The sequence below is a fragment of the Candidatus Pelagibacter sp. uisw_098 genome, assembly GCF_059512505.1.
Window position 1 is genome coordinate 624,880 of sequence record NZ_CM183454.1, and the last position, 12,282, is coordinate 637,161.

Sequence of the window (12,282 nt, forward strand, 5' to 3'; positions counted from 1 at the left end):
TAAAAATATTAACTTATGTATTCATTTTATCATAAAAATCAAAACATTGCTTTAATTGGTTGTGGCTATTGGGGAACTATTATTGCCAGAACTTTAATTAAACTAAAATTCAAAAATATTACCATATATGATTTAAATCAAAAAAATTCAATTATCTTAAAAAAAAAGTTTAATGTTTTGAATATTGAAAATAATTTTAATAATATTATCAATAATAATAATATTAAGAATACATTTATTGCTATACCACCCTCCCAAAGTTTTGAATTAATAAAGAAAATTTTGATTTCAAAAAAGAATGTTTTTGTTGAAAAACCAGGGGTAGTTAAAACAGATCATTTAAAAATCATTAATACTTTTGCAAAAAAAAATAATTCTAAGCTAATGTTTGGCTATATTTATTGTTATAATGACTACATTAAAAAAATTAAGAAAATTTTACAAAGTAAAATTCTAGGAAAAATAAACTATTTAAGCTTTCAAAGACAAAACCTTGGACCAATAAGAAATGATGTAGATGTAGATTATGACTTAACATCACATGATTTAAGTATAATAAATAAATTCTTTGGGAAACTTCCTAAAATTTTATCATATAAGAAATATGCAATCCTTAAAAAGGGCATATCTGATATTTCTAACTTACATTTAAAATTAGATGGCATGTATATTGATATAAATAATAGTTGGTTAAATCCAACAAAAATAAGAAAAATATCAATTATCGGATCAAAAAAAATGTTACTATTCGATGAAATGAATTTAGTAGAACCACTTAAAATTTATAATCAATATGCTAATTATCCAAGTATTGATCAATTTAAAAAAAAGTTTTTCAACTCAAAAGCATTAGTCTACAACGGCAAAAGTTATTCAATTAAAGTTAATGCAAAACCTGCATTAAATAATGAAATTAAAGATTTTTTTAATTCTAAAAAACCTGAAACATCATTTAAACTTGCAAATAAAATATTACTTTTTCTAAAAAGAATTTAATATACTTATAATTTTATCTACGTGTTTTTTCTCTAAGTTTGGGTCTATCGGCAAACTCAAACTCTCTTTGGCTATTTTTTCTGCATTTTTAAAATTCTCTTTTTTAAAGTATTTTTTAAAAATTTCTAATTGATGAATTGCTTTTGGATAGTGCATTCCAAATGGAATATTGTGTTTTTCTAATAACTTTATTAGTAAACTTCTTTTTTTGGTCATTATTACGTATTGATGATAAACAGAATCATCGGCGTAATAAATTTTTTCAATTTTTAAATTATCTATTCCTTTGTCGTATAGCTTAGCAATTTTTCTTTTTTTATTATTATTTTTTGTAAGTAATGGTAACTTTCTATTGAGTATAGCTGCTTGGATTGTATCCAATCTACTATTAAAACCTACTTGATTATGGATGAACTTTTTATCTGAGCCTAAATTTCTAAAATTACTAATTTTTCTATATAGCACTTCATTATTTGTTGTGATTACACCAGCATCACCATAAGCACCTAAATTTTTTCCAGGGTATAAACTAAAACAAGAAATGGTTCCTAATGAGCCTATTTTTTTTCCTTTGTATAGAGCCCCATGTGCTTGTGAGCAGTCATCTATTATTATAATTTTTTTATTTTTAATAATTTCATTTATTTTGTCAATATCTACAGCAGACCCATATAAATGAACGGGCATAATAACACGTGTTTTTTTTGTAATTCTATTTTTTATGTCTTTAATTGATATAGACGAGCTCATATGATCTATATCTACTAATACGGGTTTCAGTCCTGCATTGAGTACGGCAAAAGCTGTTGAACAGTAAGTCATTGCTGGAATGATGACCTCTGATCCTTTTGGTATATTTAAAACTTTTAATGCTATTGTTAAGGCATCAGTACCATTAGCACAACCAATGGCATATTTTACATTGCAATATTTAGCAAAATTTTTCTCAAATTTAAAAACATCTTCACCTAGAATAAAATTATTTTTTTTAATTATTTTCTTAATGTCATTGAAAATAATCTTGTGTATTTTTTTATCCTGCTTGGTTATGTCTAAAAATTTAATCATTGAATGTATTTTATATTTAAAAAGTTTTAGTAATAATTTTTTGTGAAATTATTTTATTATTAAAAAGCTTAAAATATTTAATCTTACCATTTTTTCCATATTTATTAATTTTTTTCTCATTAGTAAGTAAATATTCAATTTTTCCACCCAAGTCATCGTGTGATTTATAACAGCCAACCTCATCATCATTGAAAATTTTATCAAATTGTGTCCTAGAATCTACAAATGTATATATTCCATTACCTATTAAAGAAGCAATTCTATTACTTGATGTATACTTAATGGGTTTCCCTCTGCTTAAGTTAAGCGCCATTTTGCATTTATTTAATTCTTTTAAAAATTCATAGTTCCATTTTGGCTCTTCATTTGAAATGCCCAAAATATTGTAATTAATATTAGGATATTTTTCGATTAGATTATCTATAATTAATTCTCTTTCATCAACTTTATGTTTTTTGAGTTTTCCAAAATTGACGCCATGACTAAGTGCAAAAAATAAATCTTTATGTCTATTTGGATTTTGATAAATATTTATATTTTCAATATTCTCATCAACTGGTATAGGTAAAAAATTCAATTTTGCTCTGTTTATCTTTGTTATTAATTCATCTGGATGGGTTGTTGTAAAATAGGTATCAATTAAATCATGATTTTTTTCAATTAAATTTAGATTTTCTCTCCAATTAGGACCCTCGCCTCTATGACCTAAGGCATCTTCGTACCATAATGAAATTTTTAATTTATAATTTGATTTAAGTTTTTCTAAGGTATCTTTATATAAAAAATTGTTATGGCCTAACACAATTAAATTTGGTCTATAATTATTACATATAGTTAAGATTTTTTTGTTCAAAAATTTATTTTTATCACTAATTAAACTTTTATTTATGTAGTTTCTATAAGAGAAATTAACTACATCATGTCCATTCCTAATAAAGCCCTTTGATAATTTACTGGATACAGAAATATTAAAGAGTCTATAATCATTTCTTTCATCAAATTGTGAAATATGTAAGATCTTTAATTTTGAATTCTTGTTAATAAAAATTTCTGGTTTTAAGTATGAATTTTTTAAAACATCCATTTTTTTTACCTTATTGGCTAATTTATGTATGACATTTGAATAATTTTTTTTTTGTATTGATTGCCTTTTTTTATTATTCAAAATAAGTTTTTCTATTGAATTAAATATTCCTTCGCTTGATAAATCTTTCAAAATTATTTGGTTGTCAAAGGTTTCTGGCAAACCACCTCTATCACTAATTATTGTAGCACAGCCATATGCAGCAGACTCCATAGCAGTTCTACCAAAGGGTTCATCCCAATGTGAAGGAACAACAGATATGGCGGCTTTAGAATAATATTTTAATATTTGTTCATGATTAGTCCAATCTAGTATTTTTAAATTTTTATGATGAAAATCAAATTTCTCTCTTGGTTCATTACCTATAACAAGAGATTTCCAATTTTTATATTTATCAAGAATTTTAACAACAGCTTTAGCAAATAGATCGTAACCCTTAGAAACATTTAATTTTCCAGTAAAAATTATAATATTTTCTTTTTTTGGAAATTTTTTTAATGGTTTAATTGAGTGATATAGAATTCCACAGTTATTTTTATGCTCATAAGGCAATCCATCAAAAAACATTTTTTTAACCCATTTACTGATGAAATAAACATAATCACAGTTTTCTATTATGAATTTTCTTTGATTTACCGTGCTTGAGCCTCTTACTGTTTGTGGATTATTATGAAAAATAAAAATTGTTTTCGATTTAATTTTTTTATTTAATAAATAAATCAATGACTCCGGTCTATTATGAATTTCGATTATTTCATATTTGTATTTAAGATAATCATTATATAGAGACTTTGTAAAACTTAAGTTTTTTTTAAATATATTTGAATTAATATTAATATTTTTAAAATTAGAAGTTATTGGTTTAAGTTTTTTATCTAAATTTCCATAAATTAAAGTTATATTTTTTAATTTAGAGATTGATAGATAGTCTTTTACCCAAATAGATGCAGCACCAGCTTTATTTAAGTTGTAGTTTTCTTTATATGGAAGCAGTATTGCTATGTCTTTTTTTATCATTTTCTTAAATTTATCATTAAGTTAAATCTATTGGTTTCTATTTTTAACATACTTAAATCAATTTTATTTTTTTTAAGACCTATTATATTTTTCTTAATTTTCTTTACTGGTTTACCATAAAAAATATAGCCGGGTTTAACTTTTATGTTTTTTGTAACAAACGAATGCATACCAATCATTGTGTAGGATCCAATAATTTGATTTTGATGAATACTTGATTTAATTCCTAATTGTGCGCCGTTCATGATGTAAACATTACCCCCCAAAACAACATTGCTACTTAAGGTTATGTTATCTTCCAATTTGCAGTCATGATCAATTGTTGTTGAGTTCATAAAATAATTATTATTACCAATTATTGTTTTCTTAGAAATACTTGTTGGGAGATGAACGTTGCAATATTCATTAAAAGTATTTTCATTACCGATATGTATAAAGCCGTTACTTTTAAAATTTGGGTATTGTGCATTATTACCAATAACTACATATGGGCCGATTGTATTACCCTTGCCTATTATAACTTTTTTCCAATTAATAACTGCCGTAGCGTGTACTAAATTATCTTTAATCTTTTTATATTTAAGCATGATTTTTCAGATATTTTTTTTTTATCTTATTTCTAAAGTAATAGTTTTTTTTTAATTTATACTCTTCTTTCATGGCAAGTGATTTACTATAATATTTTTTTTTGAATATTATAGTCCAAAATCTACCTCTGGTATATTTAGCACCCTTTGAAGTGTTATGCAGTTTTAATCTATTTTGTAAATCATTTGTATAGCCAACATATGAAAACGCTCTCTTATTGTTGGTGCTTATTAGCATGTATACGTAAAAGATCATTTTAGAAAAATAAAATTTCCTTTATTGGCGGTCCCTGGGGGAATCGAACCCCCCTTTGCAGGATGAAAACCAGCTGTCCTAACCGATAGACGAAGGGACCATGTTGTGATCTTTTATTTTAAAAGTCATTATTTATCAAGCCTAATTAAACTACAAGATAACATCTCTAATAGTTAATTGGAGTGTTTTTTTGTTATTCCAAATATTTTCATTGATTTGACCCAACACATTTAAAGTATTTTTATAGTTTAGCAAATACTCACCCAGTTTATTGTTAATAGAATTAAACGATATAGACTTAATTGAAAAACCTGTCTTAGATTTTAAGATTAAAGAAATATGTTTATCTTTAAGTATTGTAGTCTTAATAATCTTTAAATCTTTTAATAAGAATGTTGGTGTGGGATTGCCTGTACCAAAAGGTTCTAACTTTTTTACATCATCATAAAAGGTTCTATTAAATGCTAAAGATGATACTTCTGCATCGTATGAAAAGACATTATTTCTCAAAGATCCTGAATTTAAAAAATCTTTTAAAATAAAATCTTTGAAATTTTTAAAATCAGCTTTATACAATGTAAAACCTGCAGCAGCATTGTGCCCCCCACCATTAATTATTATATTATTATCATGAGAATTTTTAATAGCGCGACCAATATTGTAATTAAATACAGATCTAGCAGATCCCTTTAATAATTCATTAGAATTAGTAATTACTATACAAGGTCTGTTAAAATAATCTTTTAATCTTGCCGCTATTATTCCTATCAATCCTTCATTAATATTGGGGCTGTAATAAACAATAACATCATCATTTTCCTTCTCAATTTTGTCAAAATTGATTTCATCAAGTATTAAGGTTTCGATTTCTTTTCTTTTTTGATTTAATTTAATTAACTCACCAGACCTAATGCTTATAAGGTTTAGATTATCTGAGGACAATAATTCTGATGCATATGTTGATTTACCTAATCTACCACCAGCGTTTAATATTGGGCCTATTAAGTAGCCAAGATCATTAATGCTAAGTTTATTTTTCTTATTATTAAGTTTAAACAATTCTTTAAACGCCATATTTTTTTTTATATCAAAATCTTTAAGTGCAGTTAAAGCTATTGATCTATTAAGTTTTCTAATTGGCATTACATCACATACAGTTGCCAGTAATACATAAATTAAAAAATCTGATATTTTTATTTTGTTTTTAATTTTTTGTATCAATAAATCTAAAAAAAAATAAACCAATGTTGTTGCGCAAAGATAATCATATTCAAAATAACCATTATCTTTTTTTGGATTAATGATAACATCAGCTTTTGGAAATGGCCTGTTGATTTCGTGATGATCAATTATTAGAGATTTAATTTTATTTTCGTTTAAAAAATTTATGGCTGCATTTGATGTTGATCCACAATCAACCATTATTATTAATTCGGGTTTCTTTAAGATTAGTTTTTCAAATAACTTTTTAGTAGCTCCATAGCCATCTTTTTCTCTGTCTGGAATGTAATAGAAAAAAGGATGTTTTATACTTTCAAAAAACCTTATAAATAGGGATGTAGCAGTCGATCCATCGACATCATAATCTCCTAAAATACATATATTTTCTTTATTATTAATGGAATTTGCCACAAGTTCAATTGACTTTTTAAAATCATTATTTTTTGAAAAAACATTATTTAGATCTAAATCACTATTTATAGTGTTTAGTTCCGTTTGATCAAATTTTCTTGAAATAACAAGTCTTGATACAATATCACTAAAATTATAATCTTGTTTTAATTTTTCTATTGAGTTTTGGTTAATTTTTTTTAGTTCCCAATTCTTGCCTGAGACAGAAATCATTCTTTAATAGGATTTGTTCTCTTTATAATTTCTTTAAATTGAGAATTCTTATGTGTAACGAACGTTTCTGATGTATAATTATTTTCTTTAATTTCTATCCCTGAGAGCACATCACCAGATGTTATGCCAGTTGCACAAAATATTGAGTCCCCTTTTATTATTTCATTTAATTCGTACTTTTTATTAAGATCAGTTATTCCCATTTTTTTTGCATCATTAATGTCATTATCGTTATCAAATATAAATCTACCTTGAAAATGGCAATCACAAGCATCAAGTGCAGCAGCGGCTAAAACACCTTCTGGTCCTCCACCTACACCTAAAAAAATATCAACATTGTATTTTGAATCTGACACATAGAGTGCACCGAGAACATCACCATCTGTAATTAATTTAATTTTAACTTTTAATTCTTTTAACTCATCAATTATCTTTTTGTGTCTTGGTCTATCCATAATACAAGCTGTTATTGATGAAATATCTTTATTCATAAAATTTGCTAAATTAGTGATATTCTTTTTTAATGAATTATCTAAATCAATTAAACCCTTCTCCACTTTAGAAGTTGCAATTTTATCCATATAAGTTTCTGGAGCATTAAAAAGATTACCTTTTTCAGCAATAGCTATCACTGATATAGCTCCAGGCAAATTGTTGGCTGCAAAATTAGTTCCCTCCAAGGGATCAACTGCTATATCAAAATTTGGACCTTCTTTATTACCAAGCAGTTCACCGGTGTATAACATTGGTGCCTCATCTAATGATCCCTCACCAATAACCACTTCTCCATTCATGCTAATTTTATTTAATTCAGCTCTCATTGAGTCCACAGCAGCTTGATCCGCAGCAATCTTATCTTTTTTTCCCACTAAATATGATGACGCTAAGGCTGCTTTTGATGAAACATTTATTATTTGTTCAATATATTTTTTATTGATTGCCATTAACTTTTCTCAGATATTTTTTCACTTGAATTAATTTTAGATTCAAACTCTTTTAATCTTTTATAAACACTGGCCAACTCAATTATCGTAGGCCATGATCTAAAAATATATTGCATTGATCCTTCTACCCTACCAAAAGCTCTTATAATTTGTTGCATTACGCCTAACGTTACAACGCCCGCTACAATTGCTGGTGCTAAAAAAACATAAGCAGATAAAACATTGGCCTGAAGGTACGTTATACGTCCAAGATTAAAATAAAAATACCTTATATAGGATTTGAAGTGTATTTTTCTGACATCATTAAAAAGTTCATCTAAATTTTTCGGTCTTATTGTGACATCGTCTTCAGCTATAACTAATAGTTTTCTATAGGATGCTTCATTTTTTTGCAGATCATATTCGACACCAACTAATCGCAAAATTGATCCCAGTATGATCAAAAATAGAGTTCCACCAATTGTCCAAATAAAAGCACCAGTTACCAATCCATAATTCCAATCACCAAAAAATAAAATAGGTATACCAATACTCAATCCAAATAATATAGGAGTAAACTCTATAAGCATCATTATTGCTTCAATAAAACTTGTTCCTAAACTTTCCATAATTCTTGAAAATTTTATTGTGTCTTCTTGAACTCTTTGTGATGCTCCTTCAATATTTCGTGCCTTGTCATAAACGCTATGATACCATTCAATCATCGCTGTTCTCCAACGAAACAAATAATGAGAAGTAAAAAAAGCAACAACTGTAGCTAAGGCCACATATGTGCCTGCCAATGTAATAAATGATAGTAAGCTAGACCAGTATTCCTCAATAGTTATTGAGTTTGGAGCTGCTAAAGCTTTTTGTATCATATCGTAGAATTGTCCAAACCATTTATTTATCTTAACGTCAATTTGTACTTGCACCCATAACGATGAAAGAATTACGAACGAACCAATCCATGACCATAACTGCCATTTTTTTTGTGTAAAAAATTTAAACATTTAAATTATTTAAGAAAGTTATCTGCGTATGATTTTTTAACAGTTTTTCTCTTTTGAGGTTCTATTATCTCAAAGTCTATCTTGTTTTTTTTTGCATAGTCAGCAGCTAATTCTTTAGTTGAAAATTCTAAATTTAATTCTGAATAAGTGTTAGAGCTGGTTTCCCAACCCATCAAAGGGTTAACACCAGCATTTTCAGTTTCAAATTTAATAACCCATTTATCTGCTTTACCAAGACCAGACTGCATAGAGTTTTTTGTTGGTATATAAATTTTTGCTTTTATCATAATAATGGTCGGGGCGGCAGGATTTGAACCTGCGACCCTCTGGTCCCAAACCAGATGCGCTACCAGGCTGCGCTACGCCCCGATTGAGGTACTAATACATTAGATATTGATAATTTCAAACAATAAAGAACATCAAAAATAACTCTTTTTTCCAAGAATCGGGTATATAAGAATAATGATTATTAGTTGTAATAACTGTACTAAAAAATTTAATATAGACTCAAGTCTTATACCTGAGAAAGGAAGACTACTTCAGTGTAATAGCTGTAACCATAAATGGTTTTTTAAAAAAGAAACTATAATTCAATCTACTTCACCTGTTAAAATCAATAAAGCTATTGAAGTAGATGGGGTATCTAATGAAAGATTAGATATAATGGAAAATGAAAACCCCAAAACTATAAAACTCTTAGACAAACAAATTAAAGATGTACCTATAATAGAAAAAATTTCAATTAATAAAGATAGTGATAAAGAAAATAGAGATACAAATCTACAGATTAGCTCTTCTATAAATAAAAAAAATTATAATGTATTAGGATTAACCATTGTTTTTATAATTTCTTTTGTGGCTCTAATTATTGTCCTAGATACATTCCAGGGCCCTATTAGTAAAATTGTCCCAAACATAGAATTTCTGCTTTATAATCTGTATGAAACTATTAATGATATCATATTATTTTTTAAAGATTTAATTTAATATTATGATTAAGACCTTATCCAAACCTTTTAAATGGTTCTTTAAACTAGAGGCAGCAAGTGGCTTGGTTTTATTGATAGCAGCAATTATAGCTTTAGTAATAAGTAACTCAAATTTTAGTGAGTTATACTTTAGCGCATTAGAACAATATTTCTTTATTGGAATAAATGATTTTGGCTTGAAGCTCTCTGTACATCATTGGATAAATGACCTGTTAATGGCAATATTTTTTTTCTTTGTAACGTTAGAAATTAAAAGAGAATTTATTCAAGGTGAATTATCTAATTTAAAAAAAGCATTACTACCAATAATTGGTGCTGTTGGGGGTATGGTTATCCCTGCCCTTGTTTATGTTTTTATAAATTTTGGAAACACAGAAACTTTAAATGGATGGGCTATTCCATCTGCTACCGATATTGCTTTTTCATTAGGAATTTTATCACTTCTTGGATCAAGAGTACCCATCTCTTTAAAAATTTTTTTAACAGCACTTGCTATAATTGATGATCTTGGTGCAATTCTTATTATTGCTTTTTTCTATTCTGGGGATTTAAGCATAAGTTATTTAAGCTTAATTTTAATATCTTACATATTTTTATTAGTTTTAAATAAACTTGGAATTAAAAAATTTTCACCTTACTTAATAGTGGGTGCCTTCATGTGGTTCTTTACATATAAATCTGGAATTCACGCAACAATTGCTGGTGTACTTTTGGCATCAACAATACCTCATAGAATAAAAGATAAAGATTTTTCTTTATTGATTAAACTTGAGCATGCAATAAGCCCATATGTGGCTTTTATGATAATGCCTATATTTGCATTTGCTAATGCAGGAGTTTCATTAGAGGGATTGTCTCTGTTGTCATTATTACAGCCAGTGCCACTAGGTATTCTTCTAGGGCTATTTGTGGGTAAACAACTCGGTGTAATGATTTTTTCTTTTGTAGCGGTTAAAACTGGTGCAGCACAAATGCCTGACAATTCAAGTTGGTTAAGTGTATATGGCGTATCGGTCTTAACTGGTATTGGTTTTACTATGAGTTTATTTGTGGGAAACTTGGCATTCGCAGAAAACAGTCAATATATTGATGGAGTAAAAATTGGTGTGTTAGCTGGGTCACTACTATCAACTCTATTTGGGTATTTTATATTGCTATTTGCTTCAAAAAAGTAATTTATGTTTTATAAAAGTTATTTATTAATTTTAATAAGTTTAATTATGTTTTCTTTCTTTGAAAAAGCAAATGCCAAATATAAAAAATTATTCTTCGATCTAAATATTAAAAGTATAGATAATGAAGTTATCAATCTAAGTAAATTTAAAGGAAAAACTGTTCTTCTTGTTAATGTTGCAAGCAAATGTGGCTTTACCAAGCAATATACCGATCTTCAAACACTTTATGAAAAATATAAAGATAAAGGCTTTTCTGTTATTGCTGTACCGTCCAATCAATTTGGTGGTCAAGAACCAGGATCTAATACGGAAATAAAAGATTTCTGTGAAACAAATTTTAATATAACTTTTCCAATTACAAATAAAGTTGATGTTAAAGGGAAAGATGCACATACACTTTATAAATGGGCAAAAGAAAACTATGGCAATTCAACAGTTCCTAAATGGAACTTTCATAAAATTTTAATTAATAAAGAAGGAAAAATTCATGATACGTTTAATCCTTTTATATCCCCACTATCGGATAAAATTATAAAACAAATAGAATTAGTATTATAAAATAACGCTCATTCCATCATATCCAGGAAAAATATTCTTTGGTAGTTTTTTTTTAAGCTGATCGTAATCAAGGTCGCTATGCATATTAGTCAAAATAGTTTTTTTAGGAGATAATATCTTAACTAAAGATAAAACTTGGTCTAAATTAAAATGCGCTGAATGATTTTTGTACCATAAGCAATCAATAATTAAATAATCTAGCTTCATTAACTTTTTATAATCTTTTTTATAAAATAAACTTATATCACTTGCATAGGCTAATTTTTTATTTATCAAATAGCAAATACTTTCAATTTTTCCGTGTTCTGTTGGTATTGATTCAATAATAATTTTTTGATTTTTATTTTTAAATAAATATTTTTTTTTTAGTTTATTCAAAATTAAAGTGGATGGATAATCACCAGACGTTTTAAAGCAATATTTAAAAGTTGAATTTAAATATTTTGAAGTTTTGATATCTGCAAAAACTGGTATCTGTTTTTTACTAATAAGAAAAAATGGACGTAGGTCGTTAATCCCGTGAGTTTGGTCCGCATGTAAATGTGTATAAAAAACTTTATCAATAGATCTAATTTTGTTTTTTAGTAATTGTGATCTTAGATCTGGAGAAGTATCTATCAAAATATTTTGATTATTAAATTGAATTAATGCTGAACACCTGGTTCTAAAATTTTTTTTGTTATTCAAATTGCAATTTCCATAATATCCATCGGCTCTTGGTACGCCCATTGAACTTCCACTACCTAATATTATGAATTTAACAGCCATTAC

13 protein-coding genes and 2 tRNA genes are annotated in these 12,282 nt (G+C 27.0%); 4 read left to right on the forward strand and 11 right to left on the reverse strand.

Annotated features, from left to right (window positions below):
* Window positions 1-15: 15 nt before the first annotated feature.
* Window positions 16-996 (forward strand): Gfo/Idh/MocA family protein, encoded by a 981-nt coding sequence (locus tag AC5YF9_RS03405; RefSeq protein ID WP_415304779.1) that lies wholly within the window; start codon window positions 16-18, stop codon window positions 994-996.
* Here the strand turns inward: AC5YF9_RS03405 and AC5YF9_RS03410 are convergent.
* The 10 genes from AC5YF9_RS03410 to AC5YF9_RS03455 all read right to left on the reverse strand — a co-directional run bounded on the left by AC5YF9_RS03410 (window position 982) and on the right by AC5YF9_RS03455 (window position 9,158).
* Window positions 982-2,064: a DegT/DnrJ/EryC1/StrS family aminotransferase gene (locus AC5YF9_RS03410; RefSeq protein ID WP_415304781.1), complete on the reverse strand. Its 1,083-nt coding sequence runs from the start codon at window positions 2,062-2,064 to the stop codon at window positions 982-984. The genes AC5YF9_RS03405 and AC5YF9_RS03410 overlap by 15 nt on opposite strands.
* 16 nt (window positions 2,065-2,080) lie before the next feature.
* Window positions 2,081-4,165, reverse strand: coding sequence for a glycosyltransferase (locus tag AC5YF9_RS03415; protein WP_415304783.1), 2,085 nt, complete (start codon window positions 4,163-4,165; stop codon window positions 2,081-2,083).
* Window positions 4,162-4,752, reverse strand: coding sequence for an LbetaH domain-containing protein (locus tag AC5YF9_RS03420; RefSeq protein ID WP_415304785.1), 591 nt, complete (start codon window positions 4,750-4,752; stop codon window positions 4,162-4,164). Before AC5YF9_RS03420 ends, AC5YF9_RS03415 begins: the two co-directional genes overlap by 4 nt.
* On the reverse strand, window positions 4,745-5,008 hold the full coding sequence (locus AC5YF9_RS03425) for a GIY-YIG nuclease family protein (protein WP_415304787.1): 264 nt from the start codon (window positions 5,006-5,008) through the stop codon (window positions 4,745-4,747). Before AC5YF9_RS03425 ends, AC5YF9_RS03420 begins: the two co-directional genes overlap by 8 nt.
* A gap of 25 nt (window positions 5,009-5,033) precedes the next feature.
* A tRNA-Glu gene (locus AC5YF9_RS03430) sits at window positions 5,034-5,108 on the reverse strand.
* 50 nt (window positions 5,109-5,158) lie between these two features.
* Window positions 5,159-6,853 carry a single-stranded-DNA-specific exonuclease RecJ gene (gene recJ / locus AC5YF9_RS03435; protein WP_415304789.1) on the reverse strand — a complete coding sequence of 565 codons (1,695 nt, stop codon included), beginning with the start codon at window positions 6,851-6,853 and terminating at the stop codon, window positions 5,159-5,161.
* The gene (gene glpX / locus AC5YF9_RS03440; RefSeq protein WP_415304791.1) at window positions 6,850-7,797 is read right to left on the reverse strand and encodes a class II fructose-bisphosphatase; all 948 of its coding nucleotides are present in this window, start codon (window positions 7,795-7,797) and stop codon (window positions 6,850-6,852) included. Before glpX ends, recJ begins: the two co-directional genes overlap by 4 nt.
* Entirely contained in the window at window positions 7,797-8,789 is a 993-nt protein-coding gene (locus AC5YF9_RS03445) for a putative transporter (RefSeq protein ID WP_415304793.1), read from the reverse strand. The genes glpX and AC5YF9_RS03445 overlap by 1 nt, the downstream gene beginning before the upstream one ends.
* A gap of 5 nt (window positions 8,790-8,794) precedes the next feature.
* Window positions 8,795-9,076 carry an ETC complex I subunit gene (locus tag AC5YF9_RS03450; RefSeq protein WP_415304795.1) on the reverse strand — a complete coding sequence of 94 codons (282 nt, stop codon included), beginning with the start codon at window positions 9,074-9,076 and terminating at the stop codon, window positions 8,795-8,797.
* Between the two features lie 5 nt (window positions 9,077-9,081).
* Window positions 9,082-9,158, reverse strand: a tRNA-Pro gene (locus AC5YF9_RS03455).
* Between the two features lie 93 nt (window positions 9,159-9,251).
* Here AC5YF9_RS03455 and AC5YF9_RS03460 point away from each other — a divergent pair.
* The 3 genes from AC5YF9_RS03460 to AC5YF9_RS03470 are packed head-to-tail and all read left to right on the forward strand — an operon-like array spanning window position 9,252 to window position 11,511.
* On the forward strand, window positions 9,252-9,776 hold the full coding sequence (locus tag AC5YF9_RS03460) for a zinc-ribbon domain-containing protein (RefSeq protein ID WP_415304797.1): 525 nt from the start codon (window positions 9,252-9,254) through the stop codon (window positions 9,774-9,776).
* A 4-nt stretch (window positions 9,777-9,780) separates the two neighbouring features.
* Window positions 9,781-10,953, forward strand: a complete 1,173-nt coding sequence (gene nhaA / locus AC5YF9_RS03465; RefSeq protein WP_415304799.1) for a Na+/H+ antiporter NhaA — start codon at window positions 9,781-9,783, stop codon at window positions 10,951-10,953.
* Between the two features lie 3 nt (window positions 10,954-10,956).
* Entirely contained in the window at window positions 10,957-11,511 is a 555-nt protein-coding gene (locus AC5YF9_RS03470; RefSeq protein WP_415304801.1) for a glutathione peroxidase, read from the forward strand.
* Here the strand turns inward: AC5YF9_RS03470 and AC5YF9_RS03475 are convergent.
* The gene (locus AC5YF9_RS03475) at window positions 11,506-12,279 is read right to left on the reverse strand and encodes an MBL fold metallo-hydrolase (protein ID WP_415304803.1); all 774 of its coding nucleotides are present in this window, start codon (window positions 12,277-12,279) and stop codon (window positions 11,506-11,508) included. The two genes, AC5YF9_RS03470 and AC5YF9_RS03475, sit on opposite strands and share 6 nt — an antisense overlap.
* Window positions 12,280-12,282: the final 3 nt, after the last annotated feature.